Annotated in this window: 23 protein-coding genes and 2 pseudogenes; 12 read left to right on the plus strand and 13 right to left on the minus strand. The window is 55.6% G+C overall.

The genetic code is table 11. The features are described 5' to 3' along the window. The first annotated feature begins 130 nt into the window (after positions 1-130). Positions 131-637: an RrF2 family transcriptional regulator gene (locus HYQ67_RS04540; RefSeq protein WP_202301826.1), complete on the plus strand. Its 507-nt coding sequence runs from the start codon at positions 131-133 to the stop codon at positions 635-637. 210 nt (positions 638-847) lie between these two features. On the opposite strand, the gene HYQ67_RS04545 is transcribed toward HYQ67_RS04540, so the two are convergent. Then, a complete protein-coding gene (locus tag HYQ67_RS04545; RefSeq protein WP_202301827.1) occupies positions 848-1,507 on the minus strand; it encodes a GntR family transcriptional regulator in 660 nt (219 codons plus the stop codon). 178 nt (positions 1,508-1,685) lie between these two features. Here HYQ67_RS04545 and HYQ67_RS04550 point away from each other — a divergent pair, with 178 nt between their 5' ends. From HYQ67_RS04550 to HYQ67_RS04570, 5 genes are read left to right on the plus strand one after another with little or no spacing between them, the layout of a single operon-like run. Continuing rightward, complete coding sequence (locus HYQ67_RS04550; protein WP_202301828.1) at positions 1,686-3,179, plus strand: ABC transporter substrate-binding protein; 1,494 nt, start codon at positions 1,686-1,688, stop codon at positions 3,177-3,179. Next, entirely contained in the window at positions 3,176-4,036 is an 861-nt protein-coding gene (locus tag HYQ67_RS04555) for an ABC transporter permease (protein WP_202301829.1), read from the plus strand. Before HYQ67_RS04550 ends, HYQ67_RS04555 begins: the two co-directional genes overlap by 4 nt. A 1-nt stretch (position 4,037) precedes the next feature. Further along, positions 4,038-4,952, plus strand: a complete 915-nt coding sequence (locus HYQ67_RS04560; protein WP_202301830.1) for an ABC transporter permease — start codon at positions 4,038-4,040, stop codon at positions 4,950-4,952. After that, on the plus strand, positions 4,949-6,283 hold the full coding sequence (locus HYQ67_RS04565; RefSeq protein WP_202301832.1) for a M20 family metallopeptidase: 1,335 nt from the start codon (positions 4,949-4,951) through the stop codon (positions 6,281-6,283). The genes HYQ67_RS04560 and HYQ67_RS04565 overlap by 4 nt, the downstream gene beginning before the upstream one ends. 11 nt (positions 6,284-6,294) lie before the next feature. Then, positions 6,295-7,290, plus strand: coding sequence for an ornithine cyclodeaminase (locus HYQ67_RS04570; RefSeq protein ID WP_202301834.1), 996 nt, complete (start codon positions 6,295-6,297; stop codon positions 7,288-7,290). On the opposite strand, the gene HYQ67_RS04575 is transcribed toward HYQ67_RS04570, so the two are convergent. Beyond that, the gene (locus HYQ67_RS04575) at positions 7,264-8,901 is read right to left on the minus strand and encodes a dipeptide ABC transporter ATP-binding protein (RefSeq protein ID WP_202301836.1); all 1,638 of its coding nucleotides are present in this window, start codon (positions 8,899-8,901) and stop codon (positions 7,264-7,266) included. The genes HYQ67_RS04570 and HYQ67_RS04575 overlap by 27 nt on opposite strands. A 148-nt stretch (positions 8,902-9,049) precedes the next feature. On the opposite strand from HYQ67_RS04575, the gene HYQ67_RS04580 reads away from it, so the two are divergent. Next, entirely contained in the window at positions 9,050-10,024 is a 975-nt protein-coding gene (locus tag HYQ67_RS04580) for a nickel/cobalt transporter (protein ID WP_202301838.1), read from the plus strand. Positions 10,025-10,202: 178 nt separating this feature from the next. On the opposite strand, the gene HYQ67_RS04585 is transcribed toward HYQ67_RS04580, so the two are convergent. Next, positions 10,203-10,376 (minus strand): GhoT/OrtT family toxin, encoded by a 174-nt coding sequence (locus HYQ67_RS04585; protein WP_202301840.1) that lies wholly within the window; start codon positions 10,374-10,376, stop codon positions 10,203-10,205. A 133-nt stretch (positions 10,377-10,509) separates the two neighbouring features. Continuing rightward, positions 10,510-11,934 carry an aminobutyraldehyde dehydrogenase gene (gene patD / locus HYQ67_RS04590; protein WP_202301841.1) on the minus strand — a complete coding sequence of 475 codons (1,425 nt, stop codon included), beginning with the start codon at positions 11,932-11,934 and terminating at the stop codon, positions 10,510-10,512. Positions 11,935-12,176: 242 nt separating this feature from the next. On the opposite strand from patD, the pseudogene HYQ67_RS04595 reads away from it, so the two are divergent. Continuing rightward, a pseudogene (locus HYQ67_RS04595) lies at positions 12,177-12,563 on the plus strand (VOC family protein). 85 nt (positions 12,564-12,648) lie between these two features. Here the strand turns inward: HYQ67_RS04595 and HYQ67_RS04600 are convergent. The 4 genes from HYQ67_RS04600 to HYQ67_RS04615 all read right to left on the minus strand — a co-directional run bounded on the left by HYQ67_RS04600 (position 12,649) and on the right by HYQ67_RS04615 (position 15,257). After that, positions 12,649-12,981, minus strand: coding sequence for a type II toxin-antitoxin system RelE/ParE family toxin (locus tag HYQ67_RS04600; protein WP_202301842.1), 333 nt, complete (start codon positions 12,979-12,981; stop codon positions 12,649-12,651). After that, positions 12,941-13,186 (minus strand): TA system antitoxin ParD family protein, encoded by a 246-nt coding sequence (locus HYQ67_RS04605; protein ID WP_202301843.1) that lies wholly within the window; start codon positions 13,184-13,186, stop codon positions 12,941-12,943. The genes HYQ67_RS04600 and HYQ67_RS04605 overlap by 41 nt, the downstream gene beginning before the upstream one ends. A 125-nt stretch (positions 13,187-13,311) precedes the next feature. Then, positions 13,312-13,839, minus strand: coding sequence for a GNAT family N-acetyltransferase (locus tag HYQ67_RS04610; RefSeq protein WP_202301844.1), 528 nt, complete (start codon positions 13,837-13,839; stop codon positions 13,312-13,314). Next, a complete protein-coding gene (locus HYQ67_RS04615; protein ID WP_202301845.1) occupies positions 13,839-15,257 on the minus strand; it encodes an aminotransferase-like domain-containing protein in 1,419 nt (472 codons plus the stop codon). Before HYQ67_RS04615 ends, HYQ67_RS04610 begins: the two co-directional genes overlap by 1 nt. 62 nt (positions 15,258-15,319) lie before the next feature. On the opposite strand from HYQ67_RS04615, the gene HYQ67_RS04620 reads away from it, so the two are divergent. The 3 genes from HYQ67_RS04620 (at position 15,320) to HYQ67_RS04630 (ending at position 16,439) form a co-directional block, all read left to right on the plus strand. Then, positions 15,320-15,571: an MmyB family transcriptional regulator gene (locus HYQ67_RS04620; protein WP_202301956.1), complete on the plus strand. Its 252-nt coding sequence runs from the start codon at positions 15,320-15,322 to the stop codon at positions 15,569-15,571. A 107-nt stretch (positions 15,572-15,678) separates the two neighbouring features. Then, entirely contained in the window at positions 15,679-16,008 is a 330-nt protein-coding gene (locus HYQ67_RS04625; RefSeq protein ID WP_202301846.1) for an SMR family transporter, read from the plus strand. Positions 16,009-16,193: 185 nt separating this feature from the next. Continuing rightward, positions 16,194-16,439 (plus strand): DUF2554 family protein, encoded by a 246-nt coding sequence (locus HYQ67_RS04630; RefSeq protein ID WP_202301847.1) that lies wholly within the window; start codon positions 16,194-16,196, stop codon positions 16,437-16,439. 41 nt (positions 16,440-16,480) lie between these two features. Here the strand turns inward: HYQ67_RS04630 and HYQ67_RS04635 are convergent, their stop codons facing one another. From HYQ67_RS04635 to cybB, 5 genes and pseudogenes are all read right to left on the minus strand, one after another. Then, positions 16,481-17,599 (minus strand): S-(hydroxymethyl)glutathione dehydrogenase/class III alcohol dehydrogenase, encoded by a 1,119-nt coding sequence (locus HYQ67_RS04635; RefSeq protein WP_202301848.1) that lies wholly within the window; start codon positions 17,597-17,599, stop codon positions 16,481-16,483. 31 nt (positions 17,600-17,630) lie between these two features. Beyond that, on the minus strand, positions 17,631-17,906 hold the full coding sequence (locus HYQ67_RS04640) for a metal/formaldehyde-sensitive transcriptional repressor (protein ID WP_202301850.1): 276 nt from the start codon (positions 17,904-17,906) through the stop codon (positions 17,631-17,633). A 201-nt stretch (positions 17,907-18,107) separates the two neighbouring features. After that, on the minus strand, positions 18,108-18,263 hold the full coding sequence (locus tag HYQ67_RS04645) for a type I toxin-antitoxin system Hok/Gef family toxin (RefSeq protein WP_202301852.1): 156 nt from the start codon (positions 18,261-18,263) through the stop codon (positions 18,108-18,110). Then, a pseudogene (locus tag HYQ67_RS24355) lies at positions 18,214-18,321 on the minus strand (hypothetical protein); the annotation flags it as partial. The pseudogene HYQ67_RS24355 and the gene HYQ67_RS04645, both read right to left, overlap by 50 nt. A 226-nt stretch (positions 18,322-18,547) precedes the next feature. Then, the gene (gene cybB, locus HYQ67_RS04650; protein WP_202301854.1) at positions 18,548-19,078 is read right to left on the minus strand and encodes a cytochrome b561; all 531 of its coding nucleotides are present in this window, start codon (positions 19,076-19,078) and stop codon (positions 18,548-18,550) included. Positions 19,079-19,269: 191 nt separating this feature from the next. Between cybB and gap the strand changes: the two genes are divergently transcribed. Next, positions 19,270-20,271, plus strand: coding sequence for a type I glyceraldehyde-3-phosphate dehydrogenase (gap, locus tag HYQ67_RS04655; protein ID WP_202301856.1), 1,002 nt, complete (start codon positions 19,270-19,272; stop codon positions 20,269-20,271). The last annotated feature ends 8 nt before the right edge of the window (positions 20,272-20,279 follow it).

The following is a 20,279-nucleotide window of genomic DNA, read 5'->3' on the forward strand; positions in this document are numbered from 1 at the left end:
TATACTTGTCGCAGTTAACGCCGACAAGTTGTTTCGTCGTTAAATTTTATTTCCCGTTAAACGTGGCTTTTGATTGCAGGACGTCTGAAATATGCCTACATTACTCGGAATAATTATGGTGGGGGTTTGCATGGCTTTTTACAGTGCAGGGGTGGAATATGGCATTCACAGCCTGGTATGTATGGTAGACAGTAAAGGGAACGGCGTGGAGATGAGCGTGCGTGAAATCGCCGAGCTTCAGGGCGTCCCCTATGACTATCTCGCCAAAATCTTTACCAAACTCTCCCGCGCAGGCCTTGTGACAAGCAGCGAAGGCAAAGGCGGCGGCTTTACGCTGGCCCGTCTGCCGGAACAAATAAGCGTACTGGATATCGTGGGCGCCATTGATGGCGATAAATCCATTTTCGACTGCAAAGAGATCCGCCAGCGTATGGCGGTATTTGATGAAGCTCCTCCAGCCTGGGCCTGTGAAGGCATCTGCGGTATTCGCGCCGTGATGAACACCGCTCAGCAGCGAATGGAAGAAGCCCTCTCCCAGCACACCATTCTGGATTTAGCCCGCCGGGTTTACCGCAAAGCACCGGATGAGTTTGTCGTCGAAGTGCAGGACTGGATCCGGGATAAGCGTCGCCAGTGAATTTTATTTAAGTGATACTTAAATGGAATTCACCCACACTTAAATAAACGGCCATTAATTAACCTGGTTTATTATGAATGAATCACAGTATGTCTATTCCAGCTGTTTTTATGTACAAATATGGCCTTTCATGCCGCGCGAGAATCTTCCGCCGAGCAGAATAAAGGCCACTTTATTATTGCGGGTTATTAATTTATGCGCAGCAGGCGGCTAACCAAAATATTGATTCATTAAAATCGTCGCCCCATCATCAATAGATTTCAATATCGCTCTGACGCAGCGCTTTTCATCTCTTTGGGCTAAGCCTTCCAGTAAATCATCATAATTATGGTGGCCCTGTGCGGCCGCTTCCGACTGCGGATAGAGATAATTGAAGCAGGGACCAATCCGCACCCAGAGCTGTTCGATCAGCACGCAAAGCGTTGGCATCCCGGCGTAATCATACAGCTGGAACCGAAACGCACGGTTGGCCTGCAATGCACGTTCAACGTTGGCAGATAGCTTGGCTGCGCGGAACTCATCGTAGAGCTGATGCAGCCTCGTGAGCTTTTCTTCGTCCATGTAGCGTACCGCTTCCGTCACCGCCATCACCTCCAGACTCTTACGAATCGTAATGATTTCGTGATAACGGCTCAATGAGATCTCCGGTACCAGGAAGGCCTGCGCCGGCGTGGCGTCCAGCGCACCGGAAGAGACCAGCCGTAATAATGCCTCTCGCACTGGGGTAATACTGGTGCCTAATTGTTCGGCAATGTCTTTGGTCACCAGCCGGGCGCCGGGTTTTAATGCCCCTACAATTAATGCACTTTTAAGCCGGGCTTCCACCTGCAGGGTTAAACTCATTCTTTGCGCTTTTTCCAAATCGAACATGTTTATTTCCTATAGCAATAATATTATTTTGTCATTGTAGTTTGATATCGGGTTTGCCATAAAGAGCAATGGTAAAACACAGAATAATTTTATCCTTCCCTTTTCAGTAATGAGTACTCTTTTTATGATAACTTTCCCTCTGTTTTTAACTGCCAATAACGCATAGGATTGACTAGAAATGAATCGACTGGGCTTTAAATTTGCCGCACTCGCTGTCCTGTTAGCTTTATCCTCCCCGGTTAGTTATGCAAGCGAACTGACAATCGCACAGCCTGCTTCGGCAACCGCCATGGATCCCGGTTTTCTGAAGGAAGCCGCCACGCTTGTCGACAACATTTTCGATACGCTGATCCTGCGCGACAGCGCAATGAAGCTACAGCCAGGCCTCGCTACCTCCTGGAAAGCGCTGGATGACACCACCTGGCAGTTCGATCTTCGGCCCGGCGTTAAATTTACCAACGGCGAGCCGGTCAACGCCGCGGCAGTTAAATTTTCCATCGACCGTATTCTCGATCCGGCTAATCATGCCCCTACCATCTCCTACATCAGAACCATTAAGTCTGTTGAAGTAACGGGTGAGAACCAGGTCCGCATTCATACAGATGGCCCGGACCCGCTTTTACCTACCCGCATGAGCCGATACCCGACCTATATCGTTCCACCAGCCTATGTAAGTAAAGTCGGTGCTGCGGAATTTGCACGAAAACCTGTCGGAAGTGGCGCTTATACATTAAAAGAATTTATACCAGACGAACGCGTGGTGATGCAGGCTAATCCAGATTACTGGCGTGGCAAACCGTCAATCGACACCGTGACCTGGCGCCCCATCCCGGAAGCTACGGCCCGTATCACCGCCCTGCTGACCGGTGAAGTGCAGCTGGTAGACAGCGTTCCGGCCGATCTGGTCAGCGCCCTGAAAAACAAACCGGGTATCCAGCTGGAGCAGGTTAAAGGCGGCGGGCTGACGATTTATCTGGGCCTTAAAAATAATCAAAAACCGCTGAATGACGTCCGCGTGCGGCAGGCGTTATCGCTGGCCCTGAACCGTCAGGCTTACACCAGCCAGCTGCTGCATGGTTTTGGTACGCCAACGGGGACCATGGCTGGCGCAAAAGATTTCGGTTATCTGAACGTCCCCGCCCCGGCACAGGACATTGCCAAAGCGAAAGCACTGCTGAAAGAGGCCGGCTATGCGGACGGGTTCACCCTGAAGTTCCAGGCACCACGCCGCTACATTGCCAGCGCCGAAGTGGCACAGGCGATCGTTCAGGATCTGGCGGCGATCGGTGTGAAAGCCCAGCTCGAAGTGCCTGAATGGTCCGTTTACACTCAGCAGGTGGCTTCCGGCAAGCAGGCAGAGATGTACATGCTGGCCTGGGGTTCCACCCAGACGCTGGACGCAGATGCCGCGCTGTACCCTATCCTGCATTCCGGCGAACCGTATTCCACGGTCAGCTCGCCTGAACTGGATAAACTCCTCAACGCCAGCCGCAGCACCGTGGACAGCAAAAAACGCGAGAAGCTGTTGCAGCAAATCCAGCAGGACGTCGCCAAAGAGCAGCCCCTTATCCCGCTGTATCGTGAAGATTCGCTTTACGCGAACGGCGACAGCGTGACCTTTAAAGGGCGCGCCGACGCGCGTATTCCGCTGTTTGACCTGAGAGTGAAATGATCTTCCCGACAAAACTGTTATCCCGCCGTCCGCGGAAAAGATTTTCCGGCGACGGCGTTGTAGGGGGGGGGCTGCTGGCGGCAGTCATACTCATCGCGTTGGTTTCACCCTGGCTGCCCCTTCCCGACCCGTTGACCAATAGCCTGGCGGATATTTTCATGCCGCCGGGCACGACGACAGCAGACGGAACCCACTGGCTGGGAACCGATCAGCTGGGACGAGATCTGCTGGCCCGCATCCTTTCCGGTACAAGGCTCTCGCTGATGGTCGTCCTGCTGGCGGCGGCAATTGCCGCCGTCATCGGTACGCTGCTGGGGATGGTCGCAGGCTACGCTGGCGGCTGGGTGGATGCCACCATCATGCGCCTGATGGATATTCAGCTCGCCGTGCCGTTTATCCTGCTGATCCTGCTGGTGATGGCGCTGTTTGGCACCACGCTTGAGAACATCATTATTATCATGGGCGTCACCAGCTGGGCAATTTATGCCCGCGTGGCCCGGGCTAAAACCCTTGAGCTACGGGAGCTGGAGTTTGTTGAGGCCGTTCGGGCAATGGGTTTCTCAACCCCCCGCATCCTCCTGCGCCACATCCTCCCGAATCTGGCGACGCCGCTGATAGTCCTGCTTACGCTCGACATTCCGCGGCTGATTGTGCTGGAAGCCTCCATCGGCTTTCTGGGAATGGGGATCCAGCCGCCGACGCCGACCCTGGGTAACCTGATTGGTGAAGGCCGTTCTTACATGCTGCTGGCGCAGTGGCTGGTGCTTTACCCAGGGCTTGTGATAGCCGCGCTGGTTATCGGCTGTAACCTGCTTGGCGACAGCCTGCTGCGCAAAACCCACACGAGGCTCGACTAACATGCTGCGCTATATTCTCTCGCGTCTCGGGCAGTCCGTGCTGGTCATGTTCGGCGTCTCTCTCCTCATCTTCTACAGCCTGCATCTCACCGGCGACCCGGCTGCGGTGATGATGCCGCCCGGCTCAAGCCAGGCAGAAATAGACCATTTCCGGCAGGCTATGGGCTTCGACCAACCGCTGCTGTGGCAGTATGGCCATTATCTGAATGCGGTGCTACACGGCGACTTAGGCCAGTCCCTGCGCTATGACCAGCCGGTGACTGAACTCATCGCCCAGCGGGTTCCCGCCACCCTGCTGCTGGCCGTGACTGCGCTGGCCTGGAGTACCATTGTGGGCGTCTTACTCGGGCTGGTCAGCGCCATCTGGCGTAACAGCTTCATAGATTTACTCGCTCGTCTGCTCGCCTTCAGCGGTCAGGCGATACCGGTGTTCTGGCTTGGTCTGCTGATGATATTACTGTTCAGCCTGCAGCTGCGCTGGCTGCCCTCCAGCGGCTACGGCAGCGCCAGCCAGCTTATCATGCCGGCTATCAGCCTCGGCGCTTATTATATGAGCGCAATTGCCCGCCTGGTCCGCGCAAGCCTGATTGATGTGCTACACTTGGATTATATCCGCACCGCACAGGCCAAAGGGTTGAGCCAGTGGCGCATCCTGATCCGCCATGGGCTACGCAACGCGCTGATCCCTGTGGTGACCGTTCAGGGCATGTATTTCGCCTCGCTGCTTGGCGGCGCGCTGGTCACCGAGATCATTTTTGCCTGGCCGGGCATCGGGCGGCTTGCCGTGCAGGCCATTCAGAATCGCGACTTCCCGCTGGTGCAGGCCATCGTCCTGCTGGCAGCCCTGGTTTTTGTGGTGGTTAACTTGCTGATTGATTTACTTTATGTCGTGCTGAACCCGAGGATCAGGTTATGACTCAACTCGACGCTACCCTGGCTCTGCTCCGGCAGCTCACGCCGTTTGAAAGCGTGGCGGGCAATCCGGCACAGCTTCAGGCGCTGGCTCTGTGGCTGGAAGAGTGGCTGGTTAGCGAGGTGGATGCCACGGTCATTTATCCGGTGCGCCAACAGCTGGCTGAAAGCGCCCCGCCGCTGGTACATGTCCGTGTCGATATCGGCTCGCCTGAAACCGTTGTGCTGTACAACATGTACGACGTCATGCCCGCCACGTCAGAAGGCTGGGAAGTCGATCCCTTCGTCGGTGATATTGCGCACTGGCCGGATAAGGGCGACGTCTTTATCGCCCGCGGAGCGGAAAACAATAAAGGCCCGCTGGCCGGCATGCTGATGGTGGTCAGGGATCTCTACCATTCGGGGCGGCTGCATACCAATATCGACATCCTCCTCGAAGGCGAAGAAGAAACAGGTAGCGGCCATCTGCGTCGTTATCTCGCCCGCATACCGTGCCCTGTTAAACCCGCCGAGGCGGTACTGTTTCCTTCACTTTGTGAATATGGCGGCGGTGCGCCTCGTCTCTACCTGGGCTTTACGGGGATGAGTGCAGGACGCCTGTGCGCCAAAGGTGGAAGCTGGGGTGGCCCAACGGCGGCCATTCACGCCAGCAATGCGGCGTGGATCGCAAACCCTGTCTGGCGGCTGGTGCAGGCTCTTGGCACTATTGCCCCCGCTCAGGCCAACGGCGTGCTGCAAACTCAGTCGCTGGATGAAGAAGCCGGCCAGCTGCTGGACGAGCTGGCCCAGACGTTTAACCTGCAGGATGAGCTGCGCTTCAGACGCAGCGAAAAACTGTCGATCGCCGGCGATACTTCTGGCTGCCTTTCCTGGCTGCTGGGCAGCGCCGTGCTGAACATTTCGGATATCAACAGCAGCCCGACGGGGGGACGAGGCGTGATCCCCTGGCAGGCCAGCGCGGAGTTAGCGCTGCGTACCCCGCCCGGTATCGACGCCGATGCCCTGCTTAATCGCATCCGTCAGCAGCTGCAAAATCCCTCCCTGGAGGGCGTTGAGCTGCAGCTGGACGACAGCTATCCCGGACACCGTTTCAATCTGCATGACGCAGGCGTGCTGGAGCTGATGACCAGCTACCACCAGCAGCAGGCCAGACCGCAGATTTGGCCGTGGGCGCCAGGCTGCGCCCCTGCCTACGCCTTCGCTCCCGTCGCCCCGGCCTTTTTGATCGGCGGACTTGGTGAAGGCGGCAACGCCCACGGCATTAACGAATTCGTGACGCTGCGTGGTTTGGCTCGTTATCAGCAGTCCATTCGCGACTGGCTTCTGGCTTTTTAAAGGGAATTATCATGTCTGCACTGCGCTACTTAACGCAATCTCAGGTTGCCGCCCTGGGGGGGACCGACCCGCAACTGGCCTTCGATAACGTGGTGGAAACGGTGAAGCTAATGCGCAAGGGAGAGGCGAGCATGCCCGCTGAAACGCATGTGAACCTCGCCGCGCCGCAGGGGAAAGTCTACGCCCTGCAGGCACGTGTTGGCGGTGACTTTAATGCAACGGGCGTGAAGTGGACGGCTCACCGTCCGCAGGCACAGGACGGCTATCCGATGGCGATGGCCATGACGCTGCTTAACCGGGCGGATAACGGTCTGCCCGTCGCATTACTGCAAAGCGGATCGCTTACCGCCACCCGCACCGCCGCCGTTTCCGCGCTGGCCCTGAAGTACGCCAGTCCTGTACCGCCCCGGCGCATTTTGCTGCTTGGTGCCGGTGTGCAGGCCTGCGCGCATCTTAAAATGCTTGCGGCTCAGTTCCCGGAGCTTGAACAGGTTGACTGCTGGAACCGCACGCCTTCACATCTTGAGGCCATGCTCGACCGGGCTGGCTCGTTACCCTGGCCAACGCAGAAGCTAACCAGCATCGAACATGCCCTTGCCCAGTCATGGGATACACTGATCACCTGCACCAGCGCCAGCCAGCCGTTCATCGGCCCGCAGTTTATCCAGCCTGGGCGAATGGTGATGCAGATTGGCTACCATGAGGTGAGCTTTGAGGCGATTGCCAGGGCTGACAAGGTGGTGGTGGATGGCTGGGGCGATTACTGCGCTACGAGCGCCAAAAGCCTGTTTCAGATGTACCGCGCCGGGGGATTTACACAGGCGAAAATGGCGGCAGATCTAGCAAACCTGGTGGTAGATAACTGGCGAGCCGCCCCTGGCGACAGCGTCTATTTCTCTTCGTTTGGGCTGAACGTGTTTGATATCGCCCTTGCCGCCCGCGTGGCGCAGGAGGCAGAGCGACAGGACGTCGGTACTGCGTTACCGCTTGAGTTCGCCCTCTCTTAGCAGCAGCGCCTGGCTGATATCTGGCGCGGCGGCCAGGAGTTGCCGGGTGTAATCGTGCTGTGGACTTTTCAGCACCCGGTCTGTCTCGCCACTCTCAACGACATTACCACGGTACAGAACCACCACCCGGTCGCAGACCTGACGAACCGCGCCTAAGTCGTGGCTGATAAACAGCACGGTCAAGCTCAGTTTATCCCGCAGTTCCGCAAGCAGCGCCAGAATTTGCCCGCGCACGGAAAGATCCAGCGCGGAAACGGCTTCATCTGCCACCAGTAAATCCGGCTCCAGCGCTAACGCCCGGGCGATAGCGATACGCTGACGCTGGCCGCCGGAAAACGCCGCGGGCATGCGTGTCGCGCAAGCGGCATCCAGACCAACTAATTCAAGTAATTCTGCTACTCGCCCGGGAATTTGCGAAGCCGTTCGCAGCTTGTGCACCCGCAGCGGCTCGGCAATTTGCTCGCCCACGGGCATTTTCGGATCGAGACTGGCGTAGGGATCCTGAAAAATAATTTGCGCCCTGCGCCGCATTTGCTGTAGCTCCCTTTGCCTGGCCCGCGTTAAATCCAGCCCGTCGAAAATAACGCTGCCGCTGTCTGCTGCAACAAGCCCAATAGTCGTCCGGCCCAGCGTGGTTTTTCCCGAACCGGACTCCCCAATTAACCCCACGATTTCGCCTCTGCCTATATCAAGCGTGGTGGGATGGAGCACCGTATCGCGTTTCCGGGGCACAAAAGGCAGTTTTGACGTGACAGGGTAACTTTTTGTCACCCTGCAAAGCTGAATCAGCGGCAGGCGCTGCGGGCTGATGCGCTCATTGGGTACAATAACGGCTTCAGAAGCGGCGATCAGTTTGCGGGTGTATTCTGCCTGCGGCGCCGTCAGCAGGTCCGGCACATCGCCCTGCTCAACAATATTCCCCTGATGCATGACGTACGCCCGGTCAGCATAGCGAGCGACCACGCTCAGGTCGTGAGTGATAAACAGTATCCCCATTCCCATATCGCGCTGGAGCTCCTGTAACAGCGTCAGGATCTGCGCCTGAATCGTGACGTCGAGCGCCGTGGTGGGTTCATCGGCTATCAACAATGAGGGCCGGCAGCAGATAGCGCTGGCAATCATCACCCGCTGACGCATTCCGCCGGACAGCTGATGGATATACTGCTTTGCCCGTGCCGCCGGGTCCACAATGCCCACCCGTTCAAGCAGCGCGACCGCCTCACGGTGGGCCTGCTTCCAGCCCATATTTCGGTGGCGAACCAGTACTTCGGCAATTTGCTCGCCCACCTTCAGCACCGGATTCATGCTGCTCATCGGCTCCTGAAAAATCATCCCGATTTGCCTGCCGCGCAGGCCTTTTACAAAGGGTTTTCCAGGGGTTGCCACAACATCGCCGTTAAAACAAACCTCTCCGCCCGTTAGCCGGACACCCTCAGGCAGCAGGCCCATTACCGCGAGCGAACTCAGGGTTTTTCCCGACCCTGACTCGCCAACCAGCGCAACGATTTCGCCCTTTTCAACGGCAAACGAAATGCCCTTTACCAGCGGAGAGTCATCCGACGTTGAAATCGCCAGTGAATTAACGGTTAGCAGAGATGGCTGGCCAGACATAGGCTTCCTGAGGCAGAGAAAACAAGGAGTTCCGAGACTATAAGATCGCGCTGCGGGGAACAAGATGAAATGCTGTTACCTTATTCATTTGTTTTATCGATAGATCGCTACTTATACTTTGCCTGTTTATTACCAGAATGAATCTGCCATGACAGCCAAAGCCCTGAACCGCACAATGAGTCTCTCCGGTGGGATGATCCTGCTGGTGCTGGCCGCGCTTGCCATCATCACCGCCTCCCAACACTGGAGCGCCTTTATTCAGTGGTGCCTGAGCGTGCAGATCACCCTGCATCGCTATCTGGTGCTCTATCTGTTGCAGATTAATAACGCCCAGTACAGCGGCGGCATCTGGCTGCTGACCGGCAGTTTTATCTATGGCGTGCTGCATGCCATAGGCCCGGGACACGGAAAATTTATCGTCACCACTTACCTGAGCACTAATCAGGAAACGCCGCTGGTCAGCCGCCTGGTGCCGTTTTTGGGCAGCCTGATGCAGGGCGTTACCGCCATTGCCTTTGTTTTTGTGCTGTCGGTGGTGCTTAATCTTTCTGGCGGCGATCTAAGCCAGAGCCGCTGGTACGTTGAGAAGCTAAGCGCGCTGCTGATCGGGGCCTTCGGTGCATTTGTTATCTGGCGCGCATTCCGTGGCTATCGGCCAGCGCAGATGCAGATAAAAAGCCTCGTACCCGCCGAGCGGGCCAGCCATCAGCATGATGACCAGTGCGGCTGTGGACATAATCACGGCGTGGGCTATAGCGGCCGTGACGGTAGCTGGATGACGCACCTGGGAGTGATTCTGGCCATTGGCGCACGACCGTGCAGCGGCGCAATCATGATCCTGCTGTTTTCCAACGCCCTGGGGTTTATCACGTGGGGAATAATGGCGGTGATGACGATGGCGCTGGGAACCGCGCTGTCGATTATGACGCTGTCTGTAGCCGTGACCTGGGCTCGCGACAGTATTGGTAAGCTTTACCTGACCCGCTCGCCGCAGCACCTTCGCATTATGGCGCTCGCCCTTAAGGTCGTCGGCGGAATTTTACTCGTTCTCTTCGCCTGCGTGCTGTTTCTGACGGTGATACCGGTGAGCGCTAACGGAGATTACATCACCGCGGGCTGCTGAATAAAAAAGGCCGATCATCAAGACCGGCCTTTAGCGTTTCAACTGAAGTTACTTTGTATGAGTCCGTTTCAAACTATTAGTTACCTCCGTTCCGCTGTTACTGGAACCAACATACTCCTTCCCGCGAGGCAGAAACAAAACCTGACTCACACTTTTGGCCTGGAGAGCTATTTGCCGCTCAGAACAGGGAAAACATCAGCGCCACGGGGAAACTCATCGGCCAGGTCGCCCCAACCAGCACGGAACTTAACAGTTTGATTCGTTTAGATTCGTGAGACAAAAACCAGGTAATCACCGCAGAGATGCCCGACATTACAGCGTAAAAAACCAACATATGTTGATAAAGCGTCATTCTAATTTTTAATAATTGATAAAGAAATTTGGCAAATTATGCTCTTTTTGTATGATGCAGATCAAGTTTTTGAGATCGCTGGATGACGCTCCGCCTGGTTAAGGCGGAAAAACGCAGCGTCATCCCCCGCTCACTAATGCTTTATCATTACGTGCCGGACAACCGTGTAATCCTCCAGCCCGAACAGCGACATATCCTTGCCGTAGCCCGACAGCTTCTGCCCGCCGTGCGGCATTTCGCTGACCAGCATAAAGTGCGTGTTAACCCAGGTACAGCCGTACTGTAACCGGGCGCTCATCCGGTGTGCGCGGCCTACATCCTGCGTCCAGACGGACGATGCCAGCCCGTAGTCGGAGTCGTTTGCCCAGCCCAGCACTTCCGCTTCATCGCTGAACGACGTCACGCTCACCACCGGGCCAAAGACCTCTTTCTGCACGATGTCATCTTCCTGCTTCGCCCCGGCGAGCAGCGTTGGCTGGAAATAGTAGCCCGGGCCATCGACCTTTGAGCCACCGGTGACCACTTCCACATGCGGCAAAGCTTTCGCGGCCTCGACGGCTTTGCTCACTCTTTCAAGATGCGCCTGTGAGCTGAGCGGCCCGAGCTCGGTGGATTCGTCATCCGGTGAGCCATACTTCAGACTGGCAACCGCCTCCCCGAGCTTTTCGACCAGCCTGTCGTAAATGCCCTTTTGCGCGTAAATGCGGCATGCGGCGGTGCAGTCCTGCCCTGCATTGTAGTAGCCAAAGGTACGGACACCTTCCACCACGGCATCCAGATCCGCGTCGTCAAACACAATCACCGGCGCTTTGCCGCCCAGCTCCATGTGGGTGCGCTTAATCGAAGGCGCAGTATGGCTGATGATGTGCTCCCCCGTCGCGATAGAGCCAGTCAGCGATACCATCCTGACTTTATTGTGGCCGGTCAGCGCATCTCCCACCGTTTGCCCACGCCCAAAAAGCACGTTCAGCACGCCGGCCGGGAACACCTCTTTTGCCAGCTCTGCAAGTTTAAACGCGGTAAGAGGCGTGATTTCCGAAGGCTTAATGACGACGCAGTTCCCCGCCGCCAGCGCCGGGGCCAGCTTCCAGGCCGCCATCATCAGTGGATAGTTCCACGGCGCAATCGACGCCACCACGCCCACCGGGTCACGGCGGATCATGGAGGTGTGTCCGCTGAGGTACTCCCCGGCGGCCAAGCCATTCAGGCAGCGGCTCGCACCGGCGAAGAAACGGAAAACATCTACCACGGCAGGAATTTCATCATTCAGTACGCAGTGGTAAGGCTTACCGCAGTTCTGTGATTCCAGACGAGCGAAAGTCTCACCGTTTTGCTCGATAACATCTGCCAGCCTGAGCAAATGCTCCGCACGTTCTTTAGGCGTTGTCTGGCCCCATGTTGCAAAAGCAGCCTCTGCAGCCAGCACCGCCTCGTTAACCTGTTCAACCGTCGCCTCGGCTATCTCCAGCAGCACTTTTCCGGTCGCCGGATTATAAACCGGCAGCTTCTCGCCCAGCCCATCCACTAACTGGCCGCCTATCAACAGCTGGCTTTGCATAGTGATACCCCTGAAGTTATTCCCCATCCAAAAACCATAGCCTGAGCCAATATATCCTGTATGCACCAGGTGAAAAATTTCGTCAGCCTGTGATAGACCGCGCAGTAAACCCGCACGCAGGATCGCCAACGCGGGTTAACATAATCCGACGTTTTTTAAGTGTAGACAGCGGGTCACCGCTGCGCTTCCGGGCAGCCCGCTTATTGCTAATTATCAAAATTTCATATGGATGGAGGTGGTGAATGCAGATTGCGCATATTGCACTGTGGACCAACGATCTTGACCGGGCGGCGGCCTTCTGGCGCGAGCATTTCCGTGCTTCCGTCGGTGAGGCATACCACTCGAAGCGACGCGAGGGCTTTATTTCACATTTTGTGACGCTGGAAAGCGGCCCGGCGCTGGAGCTGATGACGCTGCCGGGCCTGGCAGATAAACCTCCCCGCGAGGATAACCGCACCGGCTGGGCGCATATTGCAATCAGTCTGGGAACCGTCGAGGCCGTGGACAAAATGGTCGCTGCCCTGGAACCGACTGGCGCACTGGTACACGCCGCCCGCTAGACCGGGGATGGTTTTTACGAAGCCGTTATTGCAGACCCGGATGGCAATTTAATTGAAATTACCTCCTGAGTGCTGGCGGATGACGCAGGCTTATCCGCCCTATAGGCTACCTAACCGTAGGGTGGATAAGTTTTAGCATCATCCGCCATCGCCTTTATTTTTTCATTAACAGCAGATCGGCTTTACGCTGACGCTTTAGCATCTGGTAGAAGTTTTCATGTGCGCCGAGGCTTAACAGGTAAAGCTCCAGGCGCGTATCAACCCAGCTGTAGCCCAGCAGCGCGAGCTGGTTGTTCAGATGAAATTTATGGACGCGCAGGTAGGCTAGATCGCCTTTTTTAGGCTCACCTATTTCAGGATGAGCAATGACTTTCTCAATTTCATCTTCAACTTGCGTCAACAGCGGGGACGGCAACTTTGCCAGCGCCTTGCCGAAGCGGGCTGTTTCATAGACTTTCAGGGGGCTGCTTTTTCGTTCTGCGGACATATTTCTGCACTCTGCCATTTTCCATTTCGCTTTGTGCCAGCATCGTCTCTTTGATAAAGCTGAACGGAAGATCCGGGTTATCCTCAACGATTTGCCCAATCTTTGCCCAGTATTCGATCTGCTTCGGCACGCTTCGGCTGCAGGCGTCGGCGTGAATTTTGACATCCGCTACAAACTGGTCATCTAACCGTATGCTAATAGCCATGTTCATGCTCCATCACCTCCTTGTGACCTTCAGTTAAAAAGAGTAAAGCGCAATAAAGCGCTATGCGCGACAAAATGTCGCACAGATGCGAGACGTCTTCCAGAATTAAATTTCGCCGCTGTGATTCAGCTCTTTTTTATCCGGTAAACCACGTGCCGCCGCAGCGGATGGCCTGCCTCAAGCGCTGGATGATCGAACTCCTCACCGCGCACCATGCCGATTTTTTCCATCACGCGCTGAGAAGGGGTATTCACCAGAGCCGTGAAGGAGACGATTTCCGACATGCCATACATTTGAAAGCCAATCTCCAGGGCTTTACGGGCGGCTTCCGGCGCATAGCCCTTGCCCCAGAAGGTGTTATCAAGCCGCCAGCCGATCTCTACGCAGGGGGAAAATGGCAGTGGATACGACGGGATGTTAAGCCCGACGAATCCTGTGAATGCTCCACTGTATTTCTCTTCCACGGCCCAGAATCCCCAGCCGTTCACCTTCATTTTTTCTTCGAGGATATCGGCAAGTAAATTGCTTAATTCTGCCGTCAGCCGTGACGGGAAATAGCGCATCACCTGAGGGTTTGCGTTCATCGCCGCAAAGGGCTGTCTGTCGCTTTGCCTCCATGGGCGGAGGATTAAACGCTCTGTCTCGTACACCATTAAGACTCCCTGAGCTGTGAGATTAAACGTGACAACGTCACAATAGCCTGCTGTTCTCTGTCGCCCCATAACCATGAAGCGTTGAGGCGAAAATAGTTGGCCCACGCGTTTCCTGTTGTGAACATCTTCCCCGGCGCGATACTGATTTTTTGGGCGATAGCCAGTTTGCTAAGCTCGCCGGCATCCATTCCCTCCGGCAGCTCAAGCCATAAAAAATAACCGCTCTCGCTGTGATGAATTTTCACGTCCGCAGGCATGACGGCATGCAGCGCCTGCCAGGCATGCTGTTTGCGTTCGGCAAGCACCCGCCGCAGGCGGCGCAGGTGCGTGTCGTAACGTTTGGTCGCCAGATAGTCCACCAGCGCCAGCTGCATCGGGGTGCTGGTGGATAACGTGCTCATTAACTGTAATTGCTGGATGCGCCTTGCATGTTTCCCTGCCGCCACCCAGCCAATACGGAAACCGGCCACCAGACATTTAGAAAACGACGAGCAATGGAGCGTCATGCCCTGTTCGTCATAGGCTCGTGCCGGCAGAGGGCGTTCGCGACCAAAATAAAGCTCGCTGTAAACGTCGTCCTCAATGAGGCTAACGTTATGCTCCTGCAGCAATGCGATCAGCTGCTGCTTTTTCTCAGGGCTCAGCGTTACACCAAGCGGGTTCTGGCTGTTGGTCATCAGCCAGCAGGCCTTAACCGGATAGTCGTTCAGCGCCTGTTTCAGCGCCGCCATATCGATGCCGTGCTGTGGATCGGTTGCCACAGAAACCGCCTTGAGCCGTAAACGCTCCAGCGCCTGAAGCGCACCGTAAAAACAGGGGTTTTCGACTATCACCCAGTCTCCCGGCTCGGTGACTGCCTGGAGGCTTAAATTCAGCGCCTCCAGCGCCCCCGCGGTAATAACGATTTCATCTGGCGAAACCTGCATCCCCTGCTGGGCATAGCGCCGGGCGATGGCGTGACGCAGCGCCTCGTTGCCTGGTGGGAGATTTTCAATCACGCTCATTGCCGCGACGGTTCGCCCCACCGTGGCAAGGGAGCGGTTTAGCTGCTGAAGCGGAAACAGGCGCGGATCGGGGAAAGCGGAGCCAAACGGCACCACCGAAGCGTCGCAGCTGGCCTGGAGAACGTCGAAAATATAGGTGTTGATATCCACCGTTTCGTCGCTCATTACCTTCGCTGGTGCTGGTGCTGGCGCTGTCCGGGCGACCTGCCGCGGCGCGACGTAGTAGCCGGACTGCGGACGAGCCACAATCACGCCCTGGCTTTCCAGCACCTGATACGCATGGCCAACGGTCATAAAACTCATTCCGCTGTGGGACACCTGCTCGCGCAGAGACGGTAGTCTGTCCCCCGGCAGCCAGACGCCAAGGGCTATCTGGTCTTTTATCTGCTGCGCCAGCTGCTGATACTTTTTCATGTCGATGCCGCTCTCCGTGTCTATATCAGTCTGTTAAAAATACGCCATTTCCAACAACTGTTATAGCTAAAGTAGTTAAGGCGCTTGAGCAATTTACCAGCGTCTCTGCAGAGTTTAAGACCCTGTGGCAACAGCGTTATGAAGTGAAAGGAATTGAAAACCATCTCAAAGATTTTATCCACCCGCAGATAGGCACCGTTCAGATGCAGCAGGCCAACTGGTTTTCTACCCCGCGAGACGGCGCACGCCTGCTGGTTTACCTGCCGGTGGATGATGCCGGAGAGCGGGCCCTTGCGGGGCTTTCGGAATATTAGGATGCCGGGAAGAAACCGCTTTATCGCGCGGCAGCGCTTGCCCGATAAACCAAATCTCGCTACATTCCCCGGCTCCATGCTGGACCTGACTGAAACGGATAACTGAAATGACCTATACCTGGCTGATTATTGCCATTGTGGCGGAAGTGATTGCCACGACTTCCCTGAAACTCTCCGAAGGCTTCAGCCGCCTGTGGCCGAGCGTCGCCACCGTGCTGTTTTACGCCGTGGCTTTTTATTGCCTGTCGCTGACCATGCGCACCATCCCCACGGGCGTGATTTACGCTATCTGGTCCGGCGCGGGCATTGTGTTGATTGGTGCAGTCGGCTGGATTTTCTTAGGCCAAAAGCTGGACTGGCCCGCAGTCGCCGGTATGGCGCTGATTATTATTGGCGTGCTGGTGATAAATCTATTTTCGAAATCTGTCGCGCACTGATTGTCTGCGGTGGATGACGCTCGCGCTTATCCACCCTACAAATACTTAACCTTTCATCAACAAAACCCAGTCTCCCTCCTCTTTTACACTGCTGACAAATCTTTAACGCTCTTTTGAATATTCAAATAGTCACTTACCGGAATTATCTATACAGTGTGGCCGTCACGTTAATGAGGTTTGGGAAAATGGTTAATAAACTGCGCGCAAGGCTGGGAATGATTTTGCTGCTGATGAGCGCCGCACTCCTCTCCGGCCAGACGATGGCGGAGTCGCACGGGCATCTGTTTCTGGTGGTAAAAAGTGCAGATATGCTGCTGCGCCATCAGGCCGACAGCGATGAGATCCGCCAGAGCGCGGAGGAAGCCGCAGCCGATTTTCGTGAGCGTTACCACCACGTACAAATAAAGAAAGCGCCAACGACCATTGGCTAAAAAACGGGCGGAGTAGCACGTATGCCATCCGCCGCATGAGTTTACTTCTCGCCGAAATGAATCACGGTACGAATCGATTTCCCTTCGTGCATCAGGTCAAACGCTTCGTTAATCTGCTCCAGCGGCAGACGGTGGGTGATAAACGGATCGAGATTGATCTTTCCAGCCATCGCGTCCTCTACCATGCCCGGTAACTGCGTACGGCCTTTTACGCCGCCGAATGCGGAGCCACGCCATACGCGGCCGGTCACCAGCTGGAACGGACGAGTTTTGATCTCCTGGCCCGCACCGGCCACGCCGATAATCACGCTTTCGCCCCAGCCTTTATGGCAGCATTCCAGCGCGGAGCGCATCACGTTCACGTTGCCGATACACTCAAAGCTGAAGTCCACCCCGCCGTCGGTCATCTCGACGATGACGTCCTGAATCGGCTTATCGTAATCTTTTGGGTTGATGCAGTCGGTCGCGCCCATCTCCGTGGCGAGCTTAAACTTCTCCGGGTTGGTATCGACGGCCAGGATACGCCCGGCTTTCGCCTGAACGGCCCCCTGAATAACTGCCAGGCCAATACCGCCTAAGCCAAATACCGCTACGGTGTCGCCTTCTTTAACTTTTGCGGTGTTATGAACCGCCCCGATGCCGGTCGTCACGCCGCAGCCCAGCAGGCAGACTTTATCCAGCGGAGCCTGTTCGTTTACTTTAGCCAGTGAGATTTCAGCCACAACGGTGTATTCACTGAAGGTGCTGGTGCCCATATAGTGGTAGATCGGCTCGCCGTTGTATGAGAAACGCGTGGTGCCGTCTGGCATCAGGCCTTTCCCCTGTGTGGCGCGAACGGCCTGGCACAAGTTGGTTTTACCAGATTTACAGAATTTACACTCGCCGCACTCAGCGGTGTAAAGCGGGATAACATGGTCGCCCGGCTTCAGGCTGGTAACGCCCGCGCCCACTTCCACCACGATACCGCCGCCTTCATGGCCCAGCACCGCCGGGAATACGCCTTCCGGATCGTCGCCGGACAAGGTGAAAGCATCGGTATGGCACACGCCGGTATGGGTAATTTTGACCAGCACTTCGCCTTTTTTCGGCGGTGCGACGTCAATTTCTACGATTTCCAGAGGCTTGCCCGGACCGAATGCTACTGCTGCACGTGATTTCATTGTCTTCTTCCGTCGTCAGGTGGGAATGTATTTATTTTAGATAAGAGCGGAGCAGATTACCGACTTCCGCCATGCGCACGGCGCGCTGCTCCTCGGACGTTTCGCCCGCGACCAGCTCATCCTTCAGGTGAATTTCCATCATCTCGCCCATCAGGCCGTTAGCGGCACCGCGAACGGCGGCGATCTGCTGCAGAATAGCGATGCAGGGATCGCCGTTTTCCAGCGCGCGCTCAATCGCCTCCGTCTGACCGCGAATGCGGCGCACGCGGGTCAGAATACGTTTTTTGTCTTCCGGTGAATGGGGCATAGCGGCCTCCTGATACTATGGGGGGGTATGGTACATGTAATTTAGGGCTCAGGTAAAAATTATCTTTTAACTTTTTATTACGCGGTGAGTAAATGCGTGGCGGTGAGGACAGATAAGAATAGCGATATACATAAGTTTGGGTGCCTGAGAACGCCTCAGCTCAACGCAACGGTGGCGGGGATGACTCCCCGCCGGTTGCCCTTACCGATTGGATTCGTAAGCCATTACGGCCGCAACCTCTCTGTTACCGTCCCGAAAACGCAGTTCGTAAAGCGAATGGCGGGTCAACAAGGTGAATACCAGTATCGTCATACAGACGATAAGCAGGCACCAGATAACAGTCCTTTGCGGCTTCATGGCAGCTACTCCTTGACCTTGCGGTCTGTAAGAGGCTAACCTTATATGTGTCGAGCATACGAGGGGCCTCGGGTTAATTTGAAAAAATTACTCGGGGCTTTTCTCTTTCTGCTTCTTAACATGCCTGAAACAGAAAGTATCAGGCACCCGCTGCCATACTACTCAACGGGCATTATTTAACCAATTCAGTGATAAACCTTTAGGTGCACCTGCAGGCTCGAAGCCAGGCAACCAGCTGACGTTGCCAGTTGCGGCTATCGTGCTACTTCTGCCTGCCGTAGAAATTACTCCCGCTTACCCGGCAGCATGCGCACCAGCGTGTTGTCCTTCCAGACGTAGTGATGAAACAGCGCCGCGAAGGCATGAATACCAATCACGAAATAGCCCGTATTGGCAATCAGCTCATGGATTTCCTTCATGGTGAACTGGCGATCTTCATCCAGTTCCGGCGCGTGCGGCATGGGAATACCCAGCACCGACCAGTCGCTGCCCTTATAGTAGACGGTGAGGAACCCCATAACCGGCAGCACGAGAAACATCAGGTAGATGATGGTGTGCACCAGATGGGAAACGCCGATGATGGCAGGATGGGGTTTTGGCGTGATGGCCGGCGCGCGGTATTTGATTCTGACCAGCAGGCGTAAAACCATCAGCACCAGCACGCTTAGCCCACAGGTTACGTGGGTGGCGTTGATCGCCGGACGATAGCTGCGCGGGAAGAAGCCTTTCAGTTCCATGGCGCAGTAGGCCGTGACGATCAAAAGAAAAACCAGCCAGTGGAGGGTTATCTGTAACGAGGTGTATTTGCTGCGCATTAAAAAGCCCTGACCCGAATCGCTAATGGCACCACGATAGCGGCAACATCTTAAAAAATCATTAACATCTGACGAAATTAGCCTACTAATAACCTCCGCCTGCCCGGTTTGCGGCTCCTCACATTATGAGCTATCACTAGTGATGATTACGGTTTTTGCTACTTCCAACTGTAAATAATGAGGATCCAGTCATGAAAAAAATTGGTATTAATGGCTTTGGCCGCATTGGACGCCTGGTGCTGCGCCGTGTTCTGGAAACGAAAAGCGACGTGGAAATCGTTGCTATTAACGACCTAACCTCCCCGAAAGTGCTGGCCTACCTGCTGAAACACGACTCCAGCTACCGCAACTTTGACGGCACCGTGGAACATACCGACGATTCGCTGGTGGTCAATGGCAAAACGATTAAGGTTTACGCCGAGAAAGACGCGAAGAATATCCCCTGGGGTAACGATGGCGTGGAGATCGTCATTGAATGCACCGGGTTCTACACCTCCGAAGAGAAAGCCAGCGCGCACCTGGATGCGGGAGCTAAAAAAGTGCTGATCTCCGCCCCGGCGGGCGACATGAAAACCATCGTCTTTAACGTCAACTGCAACACTATTACGCCGGAAGATAAGATCCTCTCTGTTGCCTCCTGCACCACCAACTGCCTGGCCCCCATGGCGAAAGCCCTGCACGACAACTTTGGTATTAAGCTCGGCACCATGACTACCATTCACGCCTATACCGGCACGCAGTCTTTGGTCGATGGTCCACGCGGTAAAGATTTACGCGCTTCGCGCGCCGCAGCGCAGAACATAATTCCCCACACTACCGGGGCGGCCAAGGCCATCGGGCTGGTTATTCCGGAACTTCAGGGCAAGCTTAAAGGTCATGCCCAGCGCGTGCCGACGCTGACCGGTTCGGTCACCGAACTGGTATCGATTTTAGAGAAAAAAGTCACGGTCGATGAAATCAACGCCGCGCTGAAAAAGGCCACCGAGGGCAATGAATCGTTCGGCTATACGGATGAAGAGATCGTCTCGTCCGATATCGTTGGCACCAGTTTCGGCTCGGTGTTCGATGCCACGCAAACCGAGGTTACCGAGGTCGGCGATCTGCAGCTGGTGAAGACCGTTGCCTGGTACGACAACGAATACGGGTTTGTCACGCAGCTGGTTCGCGTGCTGGATGCGGTAGCGAAAGAGTAAAACAGCAC

Origin of the sequence: Dryocola clanedunensis subsp. sulfonylureivorans, assembly GCF_016756775.1 — a bacterium.
Classification (GTDB): Bacteria; Pseudomonadota; Gammaproteobacteria; order Enterobacterales; family Enterobacteriaceae; genus Dryocola; species Dryocola clanedunensis.

Bases quoted from the DNA above. Each gene is read 5' to 3' on its own strand.
- HYQ67_RS04540 (WP_202301826.1), top strand. From the start codon at position 131: ATGGCTTTTTACAGTGCAGGGGTGGAATATGGCATTCACAGCCTGGTA.
- HYQ67_RS04545 (WP_202301827.1), bottom strand. From the start codon at position 1,507: ATGTTCGATTTGGAAAAAGCGCAAAGAATGAGTTTAACCCTGCAGGTG.
- HYQ67_RS04550 (WP_202301828.1), top strand. From the start codon at position 1,686: ATGAATCGACTGGGCTTTAAATTTGCCGCACTCGCTGTCCTGTTAGCT.
- HYQ67_RS04555 (WP_202301829.1), top strand. From the start codon at position 3,176: ATGATCTTCCCGACAAAACTGTTATCCCGCCGTCCGCGGAAAAGATTT.
- HYQ67_RS04560 (WP_202301830.1), top strand. From the start codon at position 4,038: ATGCTGCGCTATATTCTCTCGCGTCTCGGGCAGTCCGTGCTGGTCATG.
- HYQ67_RS04565 (WP_202301832.1), top strand. From the start codon at position 4,949: ATGACTCAACTCGACGCTACCCTGGCTCTGCTCCGGCAGCTCACGCCG.
- HYQ67_RS04570 (WP_202301834.1), top strand. From the start codon at position 6,295: ATGTCTGCACTGCGCTACTTAACGCAATCTCAGGTTGCCGCCCTGGGG.
- HYQ67_RS04575 (WP_202301836.1), bottom strand. From the start codon at position 8,901: ATGTCTGGCCAGCCATCTCTGCTAACCGTTAATTCACTGGCGATTTCA.
- HYQ67_RS04580 (WP_202301838.1), top strand. From the start codon at position 9,050: ATGACAGCCAAAGCCCTGAACCGCACAATGAGTCTCTCCGGTGGGATG.
- HYQ67_RS04585 (WP_202301840.1), bottom strand. From the start codon at position 10,376: ATGACGCTTTATCAACATATGTTGGTTTTTTACGCTGTAATGTCGGGC.
- patD (WP_202301841.1), bottom strand. From the start codon at position 11,934: ATGCAAAGCCAGCTGTTGATAGGCGGCCAGTTAGTGGATGGGCTGGGC.
- HYQ67_RS04600 (WP_202301842.1), bottom strand. From the start codon at position 12,981: ATGTCCGCAGAACGAAAAAGCAGCCCCCTGAAAGTCTATGAAACAGCC.
- HYQ67_RS04605 (WP_202301843.1), bottom strand. From the start codon at position 13,186: ATGGCTATTAGCATACGGTTAGATGACCAGTTTGTAGCGGATGTCAAA.
- HYQ67_RS04610 (WP_202301844.1), bottom strand. From the start codon at position 13,839: ATGGTGTACGAGACAGAGCGTTTAATCCTCCGCCCATGGAGGCAAAGC.
- HYQ67_RS04615 (WP_202301845.1), bottom strand. From the start codon at position 15,257: ATGAAAAAGTATCAGCAGCTGGCGCAGCAGATAAAAGACCAGATAGCC.
- HYQ67_RS04625 (WP_202301846.1), top strand. From the start codon at position 15,679: ATGACCTATACCTGGCTGATTATTGCCATTGTGGCGGAAGTGATTGCC.
- HYQ67_RS04630 (WP_202301847.1), top strand. From the start codon at position 16,194: ATGGTTAATAAACTGCGCGCAAGGCTGGGAATGATTTTGCTGCTGATG.
- HYQ67_RS04635 (WP_202301848.1), bottom strand. From the start codon at position 17,599: ATGAAATCACGTGCAGCAGTAGCATTCGGTCCGGGCAAGCCTCTGGAA.
- HYQ67_RS04640 (WP_202301850.1), bottom strand. From the start codon at position 17,906: ATGCCCCATTCACCGGAAGACAAAAAACGTATTCTGACCCGCGTGCGC.
- HYQ67_RS04645 (WP_202301852.1), bottom strand. From the start codon at position 18,263: ATGAAGCCGCAAAGGACTGTTATCTGGTGCCTGCTTATCGTCTGTATG.
- cybB (WP_202301854.1), bottom strand. From the start codon at position 19,078: ATGCGCAGCAAATACACCTCGTTACAGATAACCCTCCACTGGCTGGTT.
- gap (WP_202301856.1), top strand. From the start codon at position 19,270: ATGAAAAAAATTGGTATTAATGGCTTTGGCCGCATTGGACGCCTGGTG.